This window comes from uncultured Thermus sp., assembly GCF_938010445.1.
Taxonomy (GTDB): Bacteria; Deinococcota; Deinococci; order Deinococcales; family Thermaceae; genus Thermus; species Thermus altitudinis.
On the sequence record NZ_CALLUR010000106.1, the window covers coordinates 1 to 17,227 of the forward strand.

Genomic DNA, 17,227 nt, shown 5'->3' on the forward strand with positions numbered 1-17,227 from the left:
CGGGAGTCGCGGGAGGTGCGGGCCTACGCCCGGGCGTTGGAGGAGGCCAAGCGGGAGCTTTCCGAGGCCTACGAACGCCTAAAGGCCTTGGACCAGGCCAAGGACGAGATCCTGGCCGCCGTCTCCCACGAGCTCAAGACCCCCCTCACCGCGGTGCGGGCCTTGGCGGAGATCCTCGAGGCCAACCCCGACCTCAGCGAGGAGGAAAGGCGCCGCTTCACCGCCCTTCTGGCCAAGGAAGCTGCCCGCCTTTCCCGCCTGGTGGAGGAGGTCTTGGCCTACACCCGCTTGCAAGCCGGCGTGCCTTTGGCCAGGAGCCCCACCGACCTTAAGGCCCTGGCGGAGGAGGCCTTGGCCTTGGTGGAACCCCTGGCCCGGGAAAGGGGGATTACAATGGAAAGCCAGCTGGTAGGGGTCCAAACCCTCACCGACCGCGACCGGGTACTCCAGGTGCTCCTAAACCTCCTGCACAACGCCCTGCGCCACGCCCGAAGCCGGGTGCGCCTCGAGGTGGCTCCCGGCAACCACGAGGTCCTTTTCCGCATCCAAGACGACGGGCCCGGGGTACCCCAAGAGGCCAAGGCCCTGGTATTTGAACCCTTTCAGAGCTTTTCCGGCGGCACAGGCCTGGGGCTTTTCCTGGCCAAGAGGCTCGTGGAAGGATTGGGGGGCCGAATCTGGCTGGAAAGTAGGGAGGGGAATGGGGCCTCCTTCGCCTTCACCCTGCCTTTGGAGGTGAGCCATGAGAATCCTGGTGGTGGACGATGAGGAAAGCATCCTGGTACCCCTGGAGTTCCTCCTGAAGAGGGCCGGGTACGAGGTGGTCCTGGCCCGCACGGGAGAGGAAGCCCTAAAAGCCCTGGAGGGGGAGGCCTATGACCTCCTGGTGCTGGACCTCATGCTTCCGGGCCTGGATGGCTTTGCCGTGCTGGAAAAGGCCAAAACCCTACCGCAAAGGCCCAAGGTTCTGGTCCTCACCGCCCGGGGGCGGGAGGCGGACCGGGCCAAGGCCCTGGCCCTGGGGGCCGAGGCCTTCATGGCCAAGCCCTTCGCCACCCAGGACCTTCTTTCCCAGGTGGAAAGGCTGGTAGGAGGATGAGGGAAGCCCTCCGCTTTCTAGGCGCCCTCATTCTGGGCCTCCTCCTGGTGGGGGGTACGGTGGCCTTGGGGCTATTTCTCCTTCTCCAAGGGGAGGAGGCCCTAGCCCGGGAGTTCCTCCGTCTGCTCCAGGCCAGGATGCCGGCACTCCTTTTCGTGGGGTTTCTTTTCCTCCTGGTGCTGGGAGCCTTGCTCTATCCCGTGTTTCTCGGCTACCTGGCGGCCACCCGGGCCCTGGGGCAGGAGGCGGAGGTGATCCTAAGCAACCCAGGCCACCGCCTTCGCCCCCGGGGTCCTTTTGAGCTTCAGGCCCTTGCGGACCTCATCAACCGCCTGGCTCAGGAAAAGGAGGCCTTGGAACGGGAGGTGGCCGCCCGGATCGCCGAGGCCAAGACCCTGGTGGAAGAGGAGCGCAAGAAGCTGGCCCTGCTCATCGCCCACCTGCCCCAAGGGGTGATCCTGGCCAACCCCAAGGGCCAGGTCCTCCTCTATAACCCCGCCGCCCGGGGGCTTCTGGGGGAGGGCCTGGGGGTGGGCAAAAGCCTCCTGGGCCTTTTGGACCGGGGGCTTTGGGTCCATGCCCTAAGCCTTCCCGAAGAGCGCTTTCTTACCCAAGGACCCAAGGGGGCCTTGTGGCTGCAGGTGGTGCCCCTGGAGGGCGACGAGGGGTACCTGGTCCTCCTGGAAGGGGCCAAAGAGGAAGGGGCTTTGGAGGGAAAGCTCCTTCACCAACTGCGGGACAAGCTGGCTGGGCTGAAGGCCTTGGTGGAGGTGCTGCACCTGGAGGTGCAAACCCCCCGCCTCCAGGCCCTCCTGAACACCGCTAAGGCCACTGCGGAAGAGCTTGGCCAGCTCCTCGCCTCCTGGAGGCCCCCACCCCAGGCGGCGGAGGTCCTGGCGGAGGACCTCCTTCCCCTCCTCCTAGAGACCCTGGAGCGAGAGGCGGGCATCGCCCCCGGCTTCTCCCTGGAGGAGGGGGCCAAGGGGCTTCTGGTGTTGGCGGACACCTACGCCTTGGCCCGGGGCTTGGCGGAGGCCCTCGAGGAGGTAGAGGAAGCCTTCTTGGAAGCCAGGCGGCAGGATGGCTTCCTTCACCTCACCCTAACCCTCCCGGAAGGGGGTGGGGGCGTCCGGTTGCCTCCCCTCCTCGAGGAAGCCGCCGGGCGCTCGGGGGGAAGCGCCTGGAAGGAGGCCTTTCGCCTCCACCTCCTCCTTCCCGCACGGGAAGCCCCTAGGCTCCCCGCCCAGGAAGGCCCCCCTCCCAGGGCCGTGGTCTTTGACCTTACCCTCCTGCAAGTCCCGGAGGAACTGGAGGAAGCCCCCATAGAGGGCCTCCTCTACACGGCCTTTGACCTGGAAACCACGGGTTTGGACCCGGAAAAGGACGCCATCATCGCCTTGGGAGGGGTGCACGTTTTAGGGCAAAGGGTGCTCCGCCAGGAGGTCTTTGAGGCCCTGGTGGACCCCGGCCGGCCCATCCCCAAGGCCTCCAGCCAGGTGCACGGGCTAACCTGGGAGATGCTGAAGGGCAAACCCCGGCTGGAAGAGGTCCTTCCCGCCTTCCGCGCCTTTTTGGAGGATAGCGTCCTCCTGGCCCACAACGGAGCCTTTGACATGGCCTTTTTGCGGCGGGTGGGGATCCACCAACCCCCCCTGGTGGACACCCTGCTCCTTTCCCACCTCCTCTTCCCCGACCTCAAGGACCACCGTTTGGAAGCCTTGGCGGAACGCTTCGGGGTGCCGGTGGTGGGGCGGCACACCGCCTTGGGGGACGCCCTCATGACCGCCGAGGTCTTTGCCCGGATGGTTCCCCTGCTTAAGGCCAAAGGGTACCCCACCCTGGGGAAGGCCCTCGAGGCCTGCGCCAAGCTGCCCCTGGCCAAGCTGCAATACTAAAGGGATCAGCGCCGTCTCAGGGCCTTCTGGCCGATGTCCTTGCGGTACTGGGCCCCAGGGAAACCCACCTGGGGGATGAAGGCATAGGCCCGCCCCAAGGCCTCCTCCAGGTCCTGGCCCAACCCCACCACGTTCAAAACCCGTCCCCCAGCGCTCACCAACCTCCCCCCTTCCCACCGGGTCCCCGCATGGAAGACCAAGACCCCCTCCGGCGGCTCGGGCACGTGCAGGGGGATCCCCTTCCTGGGGTTTTCCGGGTAGCCGGGTGCCGCCAGGACCACGCAGGCCGAGGCCCCTTCCCGCCAGGAAAGCTCCGTCCCCTTAAGCCGCCCCTCGGCCACCCTTAGGGCCAGCTCCACCAGATCGTTTTGCAAAAGGGGTAAAAGGGCTTGGGCCTCGGGGTCGCCGAAGCGGGCGTTGAACTCCAACACCTTGGGCCCTTCCCGGGTCAACATGAGGCCAGCGTAGACCACCCCACGGTAGACCACACCCTCGGCCCGCAAGCCCTGGACCAGGGGTTTCAGGATCTCCTCCTCCACCCGCCGCAGGGTTTCCGCACCCATGGGATAGGGAGCCACCGCCCCCATCCCCCCGGTCATGGGTCCTTGGTCCCCATCCCCAAGCCGCTTGTGGTCCTGGGAGGGCAAAAGGGGAAGGATGGCCTCCCCATCGGTGAGGGCGAGAACCGTGGCCTCCTCCCCCTCCAGGTACTCCTCGATGACCACCTCGCCCCCCTCGGGTCCCGAAAGGATGTTGGACACCGCCTGTTTAGCGGTGTGGAGGTCCAAGGCCACCGTCACCCCCTTCCCCGCCGCCAGCCCCGAGTCCTTGACCACGATGGGTACCCCCACTTCCTCCACGTACTCCAGGGCCGAAAGGGGGTCCTGGAAAACCCTAAACCGGGCCGTGGGGATGCCGTAGCGCTCCATAAGGGCCTTGGCAAAGGCCTTGGAGCCCTCAATCATGGCCGCCTTCTGCGTGGGGCCGAAGACGAGAAGGCCCCGCCTTTGGAAGGCATCGGCGATCCCCTCCACCAAAGGGGCCTCGGGACCCACCAGGGTGAGGTCTATCCCCTCGTTCAAGGCCCAGTCCGCCAGGGCCTCCACATCCCCGCTCCAAGGCACCAGCTCCGCCAAAGCCGCCATCCCGGCATTGCCAGGGGCGGCGTAAAGCCGGTCCGCCAAGGGGCTTTGCGCCGCCTTCCAAAGGAGGGCGTGCTCCCGTCCCCCCGAGCCCACCACCAGCACCTTCATGGGGAAGATTCTACCCGGGCCAGCGTCTTTTCCACCCGAAGCCGGACCTCCTCAGGCAGGGTGGCCAGCTCCCGGCGCAGGGCAGGATGCTCCTCCGCCAGGAGGTGGGCGGCCAAAAAGGCCCCTCTTCCCCACTCGCCTCCTTGGCCCTGGAAGGCCCCTAGCGCCATGGCCTCCTGTCCCCAGGCCTTAAGAAGGGCATACGCCCGCAGGTAAAGGGGCCTTTGCCGAGGGGAAAGGGCCCGGAACCAAGGGGCGAGCTCCCCTTCCTCGGGGGGCGGGAAGGCAAGCCCCAGGAGGACCAGCCGCACCGCCTGGGGATAGAGGCGGTGCTCCAGGAAAAGCACCCGTCTTTCCAAGGCCTCCGGGGTGTCCCCGGGCAGGATGGGCACCCGGCCCTGCAGGACGATGGGGCCGGTGTCCATGCCCTGGTCCACGAAGTGCACCGTGGAGCCCGTTTCCTTCTCTCCCGCCATGAGCACCCGCCGGTGCACGTTTAGCCCCGGGTAGTCGGGAAGAAGGGAAGGGTGGATGTTCAAAAGCCGCCCGTACCAGGCCTCCACAAAACCCGGGGAAAGGAGGCGCATGAACCCGGCCAGGAGCACCAGGTCAATGCGCCTGGCCTGCAAGAGGGCCAAGGCCTCCCCCTCAAAGGCCCTCCGCCCCCGCCAGGGGATGGCCAGGGCCTCCACCCCCCGGCTCCCAGCCCGCCTCAGCGCGTAGGCCTCCGGGTTGTCGGAGAGGACCAGCACCACCTCCCCCCAGGGGTTTCCGGGCGGAAAGGCCTCGAGGAGGGCCTCCAGGTTCGTCCCCCGGCCCGAGGCCAAGACCGCCATGCGCGCAGGCCGGCCTAAAGGAAAGGGGGTGGAAAACCCGCGCCCCTCCATACTAAAGAGCCTCGGGATGGTGCTTCTGCCAGTAGCGCACCAGGCCTTGCAGGTTCATGTAAGGGGGATCGGCCAGCTCGTAAAGCCCAATCCCTTCCTCCCCCACCCCGGCCCGCCGCAAGCCTTCCCGCCAGTAGGTCGCAAAACGCTCCGTCATCACCTCCAGGGGAAGGCCCTCCTTGAGCCGGTGCAGGACCCAGCCCGCCCACTCCTCCAAAACACCCCTTAGGGCCAGGAGGTGGGCCTCCACGTCCCCATACCCTCCAAAGTGGGTGAGGTAAAGGGTTTTTGGCCGCAGGGCCAGGATGCGGTCCAAAGAAGCGTACCAGGTTTCCAGGTGGATGTCGGGGGGCGGGGTGGGGGGCAGGACCGGCCCCGGGGCTATCCGCACCCCGGCCACGTCCCCGGCAAAGAGGAGGTCATCCACCAGGTAGGCGTGGTGGTGGGAGGCGTGGCCCAGGGTTTCCAGGGCCTGCACCCTAAGCCCCCCTAGGTTCACCACCTCCCCGTCCGCCAAAGCCCGCACCTGCGCCTGGGCAATACCCTTAAGCTCTCCCCAAAGGGGTTTCAGCATGGCCCCATAGATGCGCTCGGCGGAGGCCAGGAGCCTCGAGGGGTCCACCAGGTGAGGGGCCCCCCGCGGGTGCACGTACACCGTGGCCCCCAGCTGGGCCAGCCGCCAGGCGGCCCCGGCGTGGTCCAGGTGGATGTGGGTCACGAAGACGTGGCGGACCTCCCTGGGGTCCACCCCTTCCCCTCTTAGGGCCGCCTCGAGGCGGGGGTAGGTGCTCTCGGGCCCCGTTTCGATCAGCACTGGCCCCTCCTGGGACTCCAGGAGGAAGCTGGCGATCACCCTTTCCGCCCCCTGGAAGTGGAGGTCCAGGACCTTCACCATGGGCGCTCCTCCTTAGGGCCGATCCGGGTGTGGAGGGTGCCGATGCCCTCAACGGCCACCTCCAACCGGTCCCCAGGCCTAAGGGCCCCCACCCCTTCCGGCGTGCCCGTGAGGACCACGTCCAGGGGCTCCAAGGTCATGAAGCTGGAGATGTAGGAGAGAATCTCCGCCACGGAAAAGATCATGGCGGACGTATGCCCTTCCTGACGGAGCTCATCGTTCACGTAGGTGCGCACCCAGGTGTTCTGGGGGTCCAGATCCGTCTCCAGCCAAGGACCCAGGGGCAAAAACTTGTCCGCGCTCTTGGCCCTGACCCACTGGAGGTCCTCTCTCTGCGCATCCCGGGCGGTGATGTCCACGGCGATGGTGTAGCCCAGCACGTGGTCTAGGGCCTTTTCCGGGGGCACGTTCCGCATGCGGTCCCCGATCACCACCGCCAGCTCCCCCTCGTAATGGAGCTCCTGGGTGAAGAAGGGGTAGGGCACCGCATCCCCCGTGTTCCAGGGGTCCCGGGGGTTACCGGGGTGGGCCAGGGTGTTGGGGGCCTTCAGGAACAGGCCCGGCTCCTTGGGCAGATCCTGGCCGAAGTCGTGGCCCATCTCCCGGATGTGCTCCTTGTAGTTCCTCCCCACGCAGACGATCTTGCTGGGCGTGGCCGGGACCAGAAGGCGAACCGCCGCCAGGTCATAACGCTTCCCCGTGGGGTTACCCCCCGGGCCATCGGTTTCCAGGACCAGCTCCCCTTCCAGTATGCCCCAACGCCCCTCGTTGAACCGGAGGATCTTCATGCCCTAAAGCTACCATCTTCCCCGAAGGATTTGCAGGCCCCTGAGCCCCACCAAAAGGGCCGCCAGGAAAGCCCCCAGCCTGCCCTCGGGGGAAGCCAGGAGCAAAAGGGCCAGGTACCCGAAGATGGCCCCAAAGGGAATGGGGTAGATGCCCCTCCGGCGCCTCCCCCAGTGGAGAAGGTGGTAGACCCCCGCCACCCCCAGGCCCAAGGCCGTGGCCAGGAGGGTTTCCCCGGGAAGCCAGGCCAGGAAGTAGCCCAAGGAGGGGGCACTCCCACCCCCGCCCCGGAAGCGGAAGTAGAGGGGCCAGTTGTGCCCCGCCACCACGGCCCCCGCCGCCCAGGCCCGCCACTCCGGCGGGGTCAGCCAGGCGGCCAGCGCCCCTTTCCCCAGGTCAAAAACCACCACCAAAAGGGCCGCCAAAGGGCCCTTTCGGCGGTAAACCCCAGAGCCCCCGGGAAGGTCCTTGGCCCGTACCTCGGGGAAGAAGAGGAGGCCTCCCACCAAGGAGCCCAACAGGTACGCCAGTAGCACATAGGCCATGCCCCCATTCTTGCAAAGGGCCGGGGCTTGCCCTATCCTAAGGATGGAAGTTTCCATGAAGCGCTTCCACATCCTGAGGTGCTGAGGCCATGAAGAAGAAACCCACCATCCTCGAGGTGGCCGCCCGGGCCGGGGTGGGCCTGGGCACCGTGAGCCGGGTGCTCAACAACCACAAGGCGGTGCGGCCGGAAACCCGGGCCCGCGTGCTCAAGGCCATGGAGGAGCTGGGCTACACCCCCAACCCCCATGCCCGGCGCATCGCGGGAGGGAGAAGCTACACGGTCTCGGTCCTCCTTCCCTTTGTGGCCACGGAGTTTTACCGCAGGCTTGTGGAGGGCATTGAGAGCGTGCTCTTGGAAAAGCGCTACGACCTGGCCCTCTTTCCCATCCTCTCCCAGGCCCGGCTTAGGCGCTATTTACAAAGCTCCACCCTGGCCTTTCTCACCGACGGCCTCATCCTGGCCTCCTACGACCTCAGCGAGCACTTTGAAGGGGGCCGTCTACCCACCGACCGTCCCGTGGTGCTGGTGGACGCCAAAAATCCCCGGTACGACTCCGTCTATCTGGACAACTTTCTGGGCGGCCACCTGGCCGGGGAGTACCTGGCCCGCTTCCCCGGGCCCATCTTCGCCGTAAAGGTGGAGGAGGAACCCGACCGGGCCTTCCACCACACGGTCTTCGCCGAGCGCCTGGCCGGATTCCGGGAAGCCCTCAAGGCCACGGGCCGCCCCTTTCCCGAGGAGCACCTCTACACCACCCGCCTCTCCCAGGAAGGCGGCAGGCTTGCCCTCCGGTACTTCCTGGAAAAGGCCTCCCCGCCCCTCAACGTCTTCGCCGGCGCCGACCAGGTGGCCCTGGGGGTCTTGGAGGAGGCGGAGAGGCTGGGGCTTACCCTGGGCAAGGAGGTGCGGGTCCTGGGCTTTGACGGCCATCCCTTCACCGAGGAGGTGGGGCTTTCCACCATCGCCCAGCCGGTGGAGGCCATGGGGGCCCGGGCGGCGCAACTCCTCCTGGAAAGGATGCAGGGCTATGCCGGGCCACCCCGGGAGGTGCGGTTTGAGCCCCTCTTGATAGAACGGGCCTCCACCCGCACCTCCCCCACGGCCCCCTACCTGCCTTAGAATGCGCCCATGCGTCCGGAGACCCTGGTCTACCCCTTGCGCTGGCTCATGATTCTGCCCGTGGTGGGCATGCTCCTCGGGGCCTTCTACTTCGCCTGGCATGCCCTCGAGGAAACCCTGGTGGCGGTGAGAAAACCCCTGGACGAAGCCCTCCCCGTCCTGGTGGGCGCCGTGGACCTGGCCCTTTTGAGCGCCGTCTTCCTCATCTTCAGCCTGGGCCTTTTTGAGCTTTTCATCCGCAAGCTGGAGCTCCCCTTGGAAAACGTCCTCACGGTGGAAAGCCTGGCGGACCTGAAGGGGAAGCTGGGCCAGGTGATCGTCATGATCCTGGTGGTGAAGTTTTTTGAGAAGGCCTCGGCCTTCAAGCCCCAGACCTCCTTGGACTTCCTCCTCTTCGCCGGGGGGGTGGCCTTCCTGGCCGCCTCCCTTTGGCTGGCCAAGGCCAAAGAATAGCCCTTGCTGGTCTATCTGGACCAAAACTACGCCAGCCGCATAGCCAAGCACCTCCTGGGCCAGCGGGGACACGAGGTTTTCGGGGAGCTGTACCTGGCCCTTAAGGGCCAGGTCCTGGCCCCACCCAGCCCCTTCCACGTGCTGGAAACCCTCTACCCCATCCGGGGCCCTGCGGAAAAGGCCGGCTACCTCCTGCCCGCCCTGCAAAGCCTTTTCGCCGAGCTCTCCCAAGGCTACTGGGTGCGCCCCTGGCAGGAGGTGGCCGTGCGCCAGGAGAGGGGGCTTTCCCGGGAGGATTTCCTCTGGAGGGGGGGAAGCTGGGAGGCCCCTGCGGACCTCTCCCCCTTCTGGGGCCTGCCCGAAAGCCTCCGGGGTCTGCCCTACCGGGAGGCCCTCGAGGCGGCCCTTAAGGAGATCCAGGCCCGCACCGGGCTTAAGGAGGTGCCCTTCGTGCGCCTTTTGGCCGAGCTTCTCGCCCGCATGGCCTCGGACCTAAGCCGCAAGCCCCGGCCTTCGGACCTATTGGATGCGGTGATGGCCGCCACCCTCTACCCCTATGTGGACCTCCTCCTCACCGATCGCTACCTGCGGGGCCTCCTGCCGGGGAAGAGCGTGGGGGGGAGGCAAAGGGAAGTGGAGGCCCTAGTCCGCAGGTTCCGGGAAGGGGTAGACTCGGGCTTGTGAAGGGTATCCGTGACCCCAAGCTCTGGCCCATCGCCGAAAAGGTGGAAGCGGGGGAACGCCTCACCTTCGCCGAGGGGCTGGTCCTCTACCAAACCCCAGACCTCCCCAGCCTCATGCGCCTGGCCAACCGGGTGCGGGAGAGGAAGCACGGGCACAAGACCTACTTCGTCCACTCCATCCGCGTCTCCCAGACCAACATCTGCTACGTGGGCTGCACCTTCTGCGCCTTCCAGAGAAGGTTCGGGGAGGAGGGGGCCTGGGACTGGGACGTGGAAGAGGTGGTGGCCTGGGTCAGGGAGCGCTACCAGCCCGGCCTCACGGAGATCCACATGACCGCGGGCCACCACCCCAAGAGGCCCTTTACCTACTACCTGGACCTGGTGCGGGCCCTGAAGGAGGCCTTCCCCGGGGTCCAGGTGAAGGCCTGGACGGCGGCGGAGATCCACCACTTCTCCAAGATCGCCCGTCTTCCCTATAGGGAAGTGCTCCAGGCCCTCAAGGAAGCGGGGCTGGACGCCATGCCCGGAGGGGGGGCGGAGATCTTTGCCGAGAGGGTGCGCAAGGAGATCGCCCGGGCCAAGGTTTCCGCGGAAGGGTGGCTTTCCATCCATAGGATGGCCCATGAGCTGGGCATCCCCACCAACGCCACCATGCTCTACGGGCACATAGAGACCCTGGAGGAGCGCCTGGACCATATGGACCGCCTCAGGCGCCTTCAGGACGAAACCGGGGGCTTCATGAGCTTCATCCCCTTGGCCTTCCAACCGGACGGCAACCCGCTGGCCAAGAAGCTGGGCCAGCGGGGGTTCACCACCGGTCTGGACGACCTGCGCAACCTGGCCGTGGCCCGGCTTTACCTGGACAACATCCCCCACATCAAGGGGTACTGGGCCACCCTGACCCCGGAACTGGCCCAGGTTTCCCTGGACTGGGGGGTGACGGACCTGGACGGCACCCTGATTGAGGAGCGCATCGTCCACATGGCGGGAAGCCCCACCCCCCAGGGACTTTCCAAAAGGGAGCTTGCGGGCATCATCCGGAGGGCAGGGCGCATCCCCGTGGAACGGGACGCCCTTTACCGGGAGATCCGGGTCTGGGACCAGGTGGCGGTTCCCTGGGGGGAAAGGGGCCCCAACGAGGCCTGATGGTCTACGCCCTAGGGGTTCCCCTCTACGCCAACACCGCCCCCCTCTACCGCTTTCTGGAGCCAGGGAGCTGGCGGCTCTGCTATGGGGTTCCCGCGGAGCTCAACCGCATGGTGCTCTCGGGGGAGGTGGGGCTTTCCCTGGTCTCCAGCTACTTCTACCTGGAACACCAGGAGGAGCTGGGGCTTCTTCCCGACTTCTCCGTGGCCGTTTTGGGGCGGGTGTATTCCGTAAACCTCTTCCACAAGGGGGGGCTTGCCGGCCTAAGGCGCATCGCCCTCACCACGGAAAGCGCCACCAGCGTGGAGCTCTTAAAGCTCCTTTTGGGTGAACGGGGCATCTTCCCCCGGTACGAAAACCGGGAAGGAGGGCTGGAACTCCTCGGCGAATACGACGGGGTCCTCCTCATCGGCGACAAGGCCATAAGGGCCTACGCCAGCCTTCTAGACCGCCTTCCCGAAACCCCCCACGCCCTCCCCACCCGCTTCGGGGAGGTGGCGGTGGTGGACCTCTCCATGCTCTGGTTTGCACGCACCCGGCTTCCCTTCGTCTTCGCCGTCTGGGCCTACCGCAGGGAGAACCCTCCCCCTTTGCCCTTGGTGCAAGCCCTGAGGAAGGCCCGGCGCCAGGGGCTTGCCCGGCTTGGGGAGGTGGCGGAAGCCGAGGCCACGCGGCTGGGAATCCACCCGGCCCTAATGGAGCACTACCTCTGGAACTTCCGCTACCACCTGGAGGAGCCCGACCGCTTAGGCCTTAAGGCCTTCGCCCAGGCCCTGGGCCTCCCCTTTGCCCCCCTCTACTATCCCGCCTGACCCTAGACGGGCCGGTGCGCCCTACCGCCAGCCTTGGGGTACGAACCCCGGGCGGGGGCCTCCCCCCTTGACAGGGTCCTTTCCCTTCCCTATGCTTGGAGGCAATATGCGGACCCCAAGGCGCCACTTCGGCTTTTATTATCCCGCCGGGGGCGCCCTGCGGTCCGCATGAGGTATTTCCGCAAGGAGGGCGCCCCCAAAAAGGGGGCGCCCAAGGCTTTTCGGAGGAAACCATGCTGATCGTGATGCGGCGAGGACACACGGAAGCGGAGCTGGAAGAGGTCGTTCGGGAGATTGAGAAGGTGGGCTACCGGCCTCACGTTTCCCGGGGGGTGGAGACCACCTTGGTGGGGGCCATCGGCCGCGGGCCCACCCCGGAGCTCATGGAGCACTTCCGCGCCCTTCCCGGGGTGGCGGAGGTGATCCCCATCTCCAAGCCCTACAAGCTGGCGAGCCTCGAGGTCCAGCCCTTCCCCACGGTACTGGAGTTCCCCACCGGAAAGACGGGAGGGGGCCACGTGCTGATCGCCGCCGGGCCCTGCGGGGTGGAGTCCCGGGAGCAGACCCTAAGGGCCGCCCGCTACGTGAAGGCCCACGGGGCGGGGATGCTAAGGGGCGGGGCCTTCAAACCCAGGACCAGCCCCTACGCCTTCCAGGGCCTTGGCCTGGAAGGCCTCAAGATCCTGGCCGAGGCCCGAAGGGAAACGGGGCTTCCCGTGGTCACCGAGGTCCTCGCCCCGGACCAGGTGGAGCTGGTGGCCGAATACGCCGACGCCCTGCAGATCGGGGCCCGTAACGCCCAGAACTTTACCCTTTTGCAGGCGGTGGGCGAGACTAGGAAGCCCGTCCTCCTCAAACGGGGCATGAGCATGACCCTGGAGGAGTTCCTAATGAGTGCCGAATACATCCTCTCCCGCGGCAACATGCAGGTGATCCTGGTGGAAAGGGGAATCCGCACCTTTGAGAAGGCCACCCGCTTCACCCTGGACGTCTCCGCGGTCCCCGTGCTCAAGAGCCTTACCCACCTTCCCGTCTGGGTGGACCCCTCCCACCCCGCAGGCCGTCGGGAATGGGTTATCCCCTTGGCCCTGGCGGGGCTGGCGGCAGGGGCGGACGGCCTCATCGTGGAAACCCACCCCGAGCCGGAAAAGGCCCTTTCCGATGCCGCCCAGCAGCTCCACGAGCACGAGTTCGCCGAGCTCATGCAAAAGGCCCGCCGCCTGGTGGAGGCCTTGGACAAAACCCTCTCCGCACCGGTCCTAGGATGAAGCCCCTTTTTGGCAAGGTGGGGATCTTTGGGGTGGGGCTTTTGGGAGGAAGCGTGGCCTTGGGCCTGAAGGAGCGCTTCCTGGCCGAGGAGGTCCACGCCTACGACCAAGACCCCGAGGCCCTGGAAAGGGCCCTTTTCCTGGGGGTGGCGGACCGGGTGCATCCCACCCTGGGGCCCTGGGTGGCGGAGCTGGAGCTGGGCATCCTGGCCGCACCCGTGGGGGCCTTGGCGGACCTGGGGAGGACCCTGGCCCCCTGGGCCAACCCCCAAAGCCTCTGGACCGATGTGGGAAGTGTGAAAGCCAAGGTGGTGGCGGCCCTCGAGGACACCCTCCCCCACTTCCTGGGGGGCCACCCCATGGCGGGAAGCGAGCGGGCCGGGGTGGAAAACGCCCACGCCGGCCTCCTGCAAAACGCCATCTGGGTCCTCACCCCCACGGAAAGGACCAGCCCCCAGGCCAAGGAAAGCCTCCGCCAGCTGGTGGAGGCCTTGGGGGCCTATCCTTTGGAGATCCCCCCAGGGCTTCACGACCAGCTGGTGGCCCGCATCTCCCACCTCCCCTACCTCCTGGCCGTGGCCCTGAACCACCTGGTGGCCCATAGCCCCCACCGGGACCTCCTCATGTTCCTGGCCGCCGGGGGGTTTCGCGACCTGACCCGGGTGGCCTCCGGCTCCCCCCGCATGAGCCGGGACATGGTGGTGGAGAACAAGGAAGCCCTCAAGGAGGCCATAGAGGAGCTAAGGGGGGTTCTTTGGGAACTGGAGGGGCTTTTGGACGAACCCGAGGCCCTACTCCAAGCGGCGGTTGAGGCCAAGCGCACCCGGGATAGCCTCCCCATCGTGCGCCGCAGCCTCCTGCCCGAGATGCACGACCTGGTGGTCCAGGTGCCCGACCGCCCGGGCCAGATCGCCCGCATCGCCACCGCCTTGGGGGAGGCTGGGGTCAACATCAAGGACATTGAGGTCCTCACCATCCGCGAGGAAGCCGGGGCCATCCGCTTGGGCTTCGCCAGCCGGGAGGAGCGGGCAAGGGCCCGGGAAGTGCTCTCGCAAGCGGGGTACCGGGTCTCCTAAAGGTCCCGTTCCACCCGGTTCTTTCCCTCCCCCTTGGCCCGGTAAAGGGCCCTATCCGCCCTCTGGAATAGATCCCCTAGATCTCCTTGGTACACCGCCACCCCAAAGCTTCCCGTGACCCCCAAGCGGCTAAGCCCGGTCCTGAGCCTTTCCGCCACCTGCATCGCCTCCTCCCCCTGGGTCCTAGGAAGGAGGATGGCAAACTCCTCCCCACCCCAGCGCCCCACCAGATCCCCCTGGCGCACGTGGGCCACCAGGTACTGGGCCACCTCCTTTAGGAGCCGGTCCCCCACCAGGTGACCGTGGGTGTCGTTGACCTTTTTGAAGTCGTCCAGGTCTAGGATCACCAGGCTAAAGGGCTTTTCCCCCCGCTCCACCCGGGCCGCCTCCCGCTCTAGGGCCATCTCCAAGGCCCGGCGGTTGGGAAGGCCGGTGAGGGGGCAGGTTAGGGCTTGTTCCTTCCAAAAGCGCATCTGGCCATGAAGTTCTCGGAACCGGGCCAGGAGGAAGGTGAGGCTGTAGAGGATAACCTGGCTTACCGCAAAATGGGGCCAAGCGTCCGGGTTCCGGCCCCACACCAGGGGGGCCAGGACCAAGACCCCACCCCAAAAGGCCCCCAAAAGATGCCCCAAGGACCAAGGAGGATAGGCGAACCCGGAAAGCAGGTACAGGGCCGGGGTGAAGAGCCCAGCCAAGGGCCAGGCCTCCCCCATCCGCCACATCTCAAAAAGCAGATAGGCCCCTAGGGGATGGAGGAGAAGGCGGGGCGCCACCTTGGGGCCCCGGCTCATGGCCCAAAGGGCCCAGAGGACCAGCAAAAGGTGGACGAGAACCTCCAGGCCCTGGGGCGGGAAGCGCCTCACCTGGAGCAAAAGGCCCAGGGCCAACCCCGCCCAGCTGGCAAAGTAGAAGACCCGGCCCCGGCCATCCATGCCTCCAGGGTAGACCCTTTCCTGTCAAAACCCCGTGAAAATAGACCCGTTAGGGCAGGATCTTGCCCGGGTTCAGGAGCCCCTGGGGATCCAAGGTGGCCTTTACCGTGCGGAAAGCCTCGAGGGTCCCTTCCTCCACCGCTTCCTTCATGAACTCCCGCTTCATGAGGCCGATCCCATGCTCCCCGGAAAGCACGCCGCCATGCCGTAGGGCCACCCGGGCGATCTGGTGGGCCAGCTCCCAGACCCGTTCCTCGCTCTCCCGCCTGGGGTCAAAGAGGATGTTGGGGTGCAGGTTCCCATCCCCGATGTGGCCGAACTGGGCCACCACCAGGCCGTAGGCCTCCCCCAAGGCCTGGATCTCCCGCACCACCTCAGGAAGCTGGCTTCTGGGAACGGCGATGTCCTCGTTGACCCGTTTGGGGCGGATGCGGCCCAGGGCGGGGCTCACGCTCCGCCTGGCCCGCCAAAGGGCCTCCGCCTCCTTCTCGTCCCGCGCCTTTTGCACCCTGGCCCCAAGTTCCTGGGCCGTCCTCTCCACCAAGGAGAGCTCCTCCTGGACCACCTCGAGGTCCTCCCCATCGGTTTCCGCCAGGAGAAGGGCATGCCCCCTTGGAAGCCCCAGGCCCAGGTAGTCCTCCACGGCGTTTACGCAAACGGGATCCAAAAACTCCAGCTTCGCCGGCACCGCCCCCAAGGCGATGGCCCGGGAGACCGCCTCCGCCAGGGCGCCCACCTCGGGGAAAGCCGCCATCAAGGTGGCCCGGTACCGGGGAAGGGGAAAGAGCCGCACCCGCACCCCGGTGATCAGGCCCAAGGTCCCTTCCGAGCCGATAAGCAGGCCAGCCACATCGTAAGCCTCCCGGCCCAGGCGGTGCACCTGCCCCCAGGCGTCCACGAACTCCAGCTCCAAGACGTAATCCCCCGTGACCCCGTACTTGAAGCACAGGGGCCCCCCGGCGTTCTCCCCCAGGTTGCCCCCCAGGGTGCTGGTGCGCCAAGAAGCGGGGTCTGGGGGGTAGAAAAGCCCATAGGGCCGGGCCTCCTCCGAGATCCGGGCCGTGGTCACCCCAGGCTCGGCCCAGGCGGTACGCCCTACAGGGTCCAGCTCCAGGCGGGTCATGCGGGTGAAGGCCACCACGATGGCCCCCTCCTCGGGCACCGCCCCCCCGCTTAGGCCGCTTCCCGCACCCCGGGGAACCAGGGGAAGGTGGTACTTCCGGGCCAGGCGCACCAGGGCCTCTACCTCTTCCCGGGACTCCGGCAGGACCACCGCCAAAGGCTCCGGCCCCACCAGGATGGCGTCGTAGCGGTACACCCCTTTCTCCGCCGGGGAAAGGAGGGCCCTGGAGCCGAAAAGGGCCTTCAGCTCCGCGCGCACCTCCCCGGTCTGCGTTTTTCCCCAAGCCGCCATGCCCTAAGGCTACCAGCCCGGATCGCAATAGGGGAAGGAGCCGGGGACCACCGGGTTGGCCGCCCGTACATAGGGCCCAGCCAAGCCCCCGGTGTGGCCCCGAAGCCAAAGCCTCCGCTCGGGCAAGGGCTCCACGGTGACGCCCTGGGGCCTTAACGCCGCCCCCGAAGGCCAGGCCAGGGAAACCGCCTGTATCCCTCCCGAGGGCGTGACCTCCACAAAGCCCCGGACCTCTCCAGAATATATCGGCCCCGGAAGGGTATAGCGCTCCTCCGGGCGGGCTTGGCTTGGGCTTAGGCCCTCAGGAATCCAGAAAACCTCCAGCTGATCCAGCCTTCCCTCCAGGCTAAAGCGGAAATCCACCCGGGTATTGGCAGAGGCGCAGTAGGTGCCTTGCGTTTCCAGGCCCGTGATACGGTGACCTGGATAGACCGCTTCCAGGGTGAGGGTACAGGCAGAAAGGAGGACCAGGGAGGGTAAAAGGAGGATGCGCATGGCCTTATCCTCCCAAAACCCCTTCGCAAAAGGTTTGGTCCTGGCTAAAGCCCCCTTTAGACTTGGGCCATGGCCTACTGGCTTCTCAAGTCCGAACCCCAGGTGTATAGCATCCTGGACCTAAAGCGGGAGGGCAAGGCCATCTGGGATGGGGTGCGCAACCACCAGGCCCGGAACTACCTCCTGCAGATGCAGGTGGGGGACCTTTGTTTCTTTTACCACTCGGGCACCAACCCCCCGGGGATCGCCGGGCTTTGCCGGGTGGTGGGAACCCGCGTCCCCGACCCCACCCAGTTTGACCCCAGCAGCCCCTACTTTGACCCCACGGCCACCCGGGAAAAGCCCCGCTGGTACACGGTGGAGGTGGCCTTCCTCGAGGCCTGGCCCCTCATCCCCCTGGCCCAGCTCAAGGCCTGCTTTCCCCAAGACCACCCCCTGGTGAGGAAGGGGAACCGGCTTTCCGTTAT

At 66.7% G+C, this 17,227-nt stretch carries 19 protein-coding genes; 11 read left to right on the forward strand and 8 right to left on the reverse strand.

Annotated elements, in window-relative coordinates; translation table 11 throughout:
• The 3 genes from Q0693_RS06065 to Q0693_RS06075 form a co-directional block, all read left to right on the forward strand.
• Positions 1–768: HAMP domain-containing sensor histidine kinase (locus tag Q0693_RS06065; RefSeq protein ID WP_298629981.1), on the forward strand; the 768-nt coding region annotated here is incomplete at its 5' end.
• Positions 743–1,099 carry a response regulator gene (locus Q0693_RS06070; RefSeq protein WP_298629983.1) on the forward strand — a complete coding sequence of 119 codons (357 nt, stop codon included), beginning with the start codon at positions 743–745 and terminating at the stop codon, positions 1,097–1,099. The genes Q0693_RS06065 and Q0693_RS06070, both read left to right, overlap by 26 nt.
• Complete coding sequence (locus Q0693_RS06075; RefSeq protein WP_298629985.1) at positions 1,096–2,994, forward strand: exonuclease domain-containing protein; 1,899 nt, start codon at positions 1,096–1,098, stop codon at positions 2,992–2,994. The genes Q0693_RS06070 and Q0693_RS06075 overlap by 4 nt, the downstream gene beginning before the upstream one ends.
• A gap of 5 nt (positions 2,995–2,999) precedes the next feature.
• Here the strand turns inward: Q0693_RS06075 and purD are convergent, their stop codons facing one another.
• The 5 genes from purD to Q0693_RS06100 are packed head-to-tail and all read right to left on the reverse strand — an operon-like array spanning position 3,000 to position 7,360.
• Entirely contained in the window at positions 3,000–4,247 is a 1,248-nt protein-coding gene (purD, locus tag Q0693_RS06080) for a phosphoribosylamine--glycine ligase (RefSeq protein WP_298629988.1), read from the reverse strand.
• Positions 4,244–5,083: a phosphoribosylglycinamide formyltransferase gene (gene purN, locus Q0693_RS06085; RefSeq protein WP_298629990.1), complete on the reverse strand. Its 840-nt coding sequence runs from the start codon at positions 5,081–5,083 to the stop codon at positions 4,244–4,246. The genes purD and purN overlap by 4 nt, the downstream gene beginning before the upstream one ends.
• A gap of 52 nt (positions 5,084–5,135) precedes the next feature.
• Entirely contained in the window at positions 5,136–6,029 is an 894-nt protein-coding gene (locus tag Q0693_RS06090; protein ID WP_298629992.1) for an MBL fold metallo-hydrolase, read from the reverse strand.
• Positions 6,023–6,817, reverse strand: coding sequence for a fumarylacetoacetate hydrolase family protein (locus tag Q0693_RS06095; RefSeq protein ID WP_243030174.1), 795 nt, complete (start codon positions 6,815–6,817; stop codon positions 6,023–6,025). Before Q0693_RS06095 ends, Q0693_RS06090 begins: the two co-directional genes overlap by 7 nt.
• A gap of 9 nt (positions 6,818–6,826) precedes the next feature.
• The gene (locus tag Q0693_RS06100) at positions 6,827–7,360 is read right to left on the reverse strand and encodes a glycerol-3-phosphate acyltransferase (protein WP_298629994.1); all 534 of its coding nucleotides are present in this window, start codon (positions 7,358–7,360) and stop codon (positions 6,827–6,829) included.
• 89 nt (positions 7,361–7,449) lie between these two features.
• Here Q0693_RS06100 and Q0693_RS06105 point away from each other — a divergent pair, with 89 nt between their 5' ends.
• From Q0693_RS06105 to Q0693_RS06135, 7 genes are all read left to right on the forward strand, one after another.
• Positions 7,450–8,481, forward strand: coding sequence for a substrate-binding domain-containing protein (locus Q0693_RS06105; protein WP_243030172.1), 1,032 nt, complete (start codon positions 7,450–7,452; stop codon positions 8,479–8,481).
• A gap of 9 nt (positions 8,482–8,490) precedes the next feature.
• A complete protein-coding gene (locus Q0693_RS06110; protein WP_298629997.1) occupies positions 8,491–8,934 on the forward strand; it encodes a YqhA family protein in 444 nt (147 codons plus the stop codon).
• A gap of 3 nt (positions 8,935–8,937) precedes the next feature.
• Positions 8,938–9,618: a hypothetical protein gene (locus Q0693_RS06115; RefSeq protein ID WP_298629999.1), complete on the forward strand. Its 681-nt coding sequence runs from the start codon at positions 8,938–8,940 to the stop codon at positions 9,616–9,618.
• On the forward strand, positions 9,615–10,763 hold the full coding sequence (gene mqnE, locus Q0693_RS06120; protein ID WP_298630001.1) for an aminofutalosine synthase MqnE: 1,149 nt from the start codon (positions 9,615–9,617) through the stop codon (positions 10,761–10,763). The genes Q0693_RS06115 and mqnE overlap by 4 nt, the downstream gene beginning before the upstream one ends.
• On the forward strand, positions 10,763–11,575 hold the full coding sequence (locus tag Q0693_RS06125; RefSeq protein ID WP_298630003.1) for a menaquinone biosynthesis protein: 813 nt from the start codon (positions 10,763–10,765) through the stop codon (positions 11,573–11,575). The genes mqnE and Q0693_RS06125 overlap by 1 nt, the downstream gene beginning before the upstream one ends.
• Before the next feature lie 233 nt (positions 11,576–11,808).
• On the forward strand, positions 11,809–12,843 hold the full coding sequence (gene aroF / locus Q0693_RS06130; protein ID WP_243030167.1) for a 3-deoxy-7-phosphoheptulonate synthase: 1,035 nt from the start codon (positions 11,809–11,811) through the stop codon (positions 12,841–12,843).
• Positions 12,840–13,919, forward strand: coding sequence for a prephenate dehydrogenase (locus Q0693_RS06135; protein WP_243030166.1), 1,080 nt, complete (start codon positions 12,840–12,842; stop codon positions 13,917–13,919). The genes aroF and Q0693_RS06135 overlap by 4 nt, the downstream gene beginning before the upstream one ends.
• Here the strand turns inward: Q0693_RS06135 and Q0693_RS06140 are convergent.
• From Q0693_RS06140 to Q0693_RS06150, 3 genes are read right to left on the reverse strand one after another with little or no spacing between them, the layout of a single operon-like run.
• Positions 13,916–14,851: a GGDEF domain-containing protein gene (locus Q0693_RS06140; RefSeq protein WP_298630006.1), complete on the reverse strand. Its 936-nt coding sequence runs from the start codon at positions 14,849–14,851 to the stop codon at positions 13,916–13,918. The two genes, Q0693_RS06135 and Q0693_RS06140, sit on opposite strands and share 4 nt — an antisense overlap.
• Before the next feature lie 49 nt (positions 14,852–14,900).
• On the reverse strand, positions 14,901–16,265 hold the full coding sequence (locus Q0693_RS06145) for an FAD-linked oxidase C-terminal domain-containing protein (RefSeq protein WP_298630008.1): 1,365 nt from the start codon (positions 16,263–16,265) through the stop codon (positions 14,901–14,903).
• Positions 16,266–16,274: 9 nt separating this feature from the next.
• Positions 16,275–16,760, reverse strand: a complete 486-nt coding sequence (locus Q0693_RS06150) for a hypothetical protein (RefSeq protein WP_298630010.1) — start codon at positions 16,758–16,760, stop codon at positions 16,275–16,277.
• 69 nt (positions 16,761–16,829) lie between these two features.
• Between Q0693_RS06150 and Q0693_RS06155 the strand changes: the two genes are divergently transcribed.
• On the forward strand, positions 16,830–17,227 hold a 398-nt coding region (locus tag Q0693_RS06155; protein ID WP_298630011.1), incomplete at its 3' end, for an EVE domain-containing protein.

What these genes read in the sequence shown, in the direction of transcription:
- Q0693_RS06075 (WP_298629985.1), top strand. Translation starts at nt 1,096, where the DNA reads ATGAGGGAAGCCCTCCGCTTTCTAGGCGCCCTCATTCTGGGCCTCCTC.
- Q0693_RS06095 (WP_243030174.1), bottom strand. Translation starts at nt 6,817, where the DNA reads ATGAAGATCCTCCGGTTCAACGAGGGGCGTTGGGGCATACTGGAAGGG.
- Q0693_RS06070 (WP_298629983.1), top strand. Translation starts at nt 743, where the DNA reads ATGAGAATCCTGGTGGTGGACGATGAGGAAAGCATCCTGGTACCCCTG.
- Q0693_RS06105 (WP_243030172.1), top strand. Translation starts at nt 7,450, where the DNA reads ATGAAGAAGAAACCCACCATCCTCGAGGTGGCCGCCCGGGCCGGGGTG.
- Q0693_RS06110 (WP_298629997.1), top strand. Translation starts at nt 8,491, where the DNA reads ATGCGTCCGGAGACCCTGGTCTACCCCTTGCGCTGGCTCATGATTCTG.
- purN (WP_298629990.1), bottom strand. Translation starts at nt 5,083, where the DNA reads ATGGCGGTCTTGGCCTCGGGCCGGGGGACGAACCTGGAGGCCCTCCTC.
- Q0693_RS06145 (WP_298630008.1), bottom strand. Translation starts at nt 16,265, where the DNA reads ATGGCGGCTTGGGGAAAAACGCAGACCGGGGAGGTGCGCGCGGAGCTG.
- Q0693_RS06140 (WP_298630006.1), bottom strand. Translation starts at nt 14,851, where the DNA reads ATGGATGGCCGGGGCCGGGTCTTCTACTTTGCCAGCTGGGCGGGGTTG.
- purD (WP_298629988.1), bottom strand. Translation starts at nt 4,247, where the DNA reads ATGAAGGTGCTGGTGGTGGGCTCGGGGGGACGGGAGCACGCCCTCCTT.
- aroF (WP_243030167.1), top strand. Translation starts at nt 11,809, where the DNA reads ATGCTGATCGTGATGCGGCGAGGACACACGGAAGCGGAGCTGGAAGAG.
- Q0693_RS06100 (WP_298629994.1), bottom strand. Translation starts at nt 7,360, where the DNA reads ATGGCCTATGTGCTACTGGCGTACCTGTTGGGCTCCTTGGTGGGAGGC.
- Q0693_RS06135 (WP_243030166.1), top strand. Translation starts at nt 12,840, where the DNA reads ATGAAGCCCCTTTTTGGCAAGGTGGGGATCTTTGGGGTGGGGCTTTTG.
- Q0693_RS06150 (WP_298630010.1), bottom strand. Translation starts at nt 16,760, where the DNA reads ATGCGCATCCTCCTTTTACCCTCCCTGGTCCTCCTTTCTGCCTGTACC.
- Q0693_RS06090 (WP_298629992.1), bottom strand. Translation starts at nt 6,029, where the DNA reads ATGGTGAAGGTCCTGGACCTCCACTTCCAGGGGGCGGAAAGGGTGATC.
- Q0693_RS06125 (WP_298630003.1), top strand. Translation starts at nt 10,763, where the DNA reads ATGGTCTACGCCCTAGGGGTTCCCCTCTACGCCAACACCGCCCCCCTC.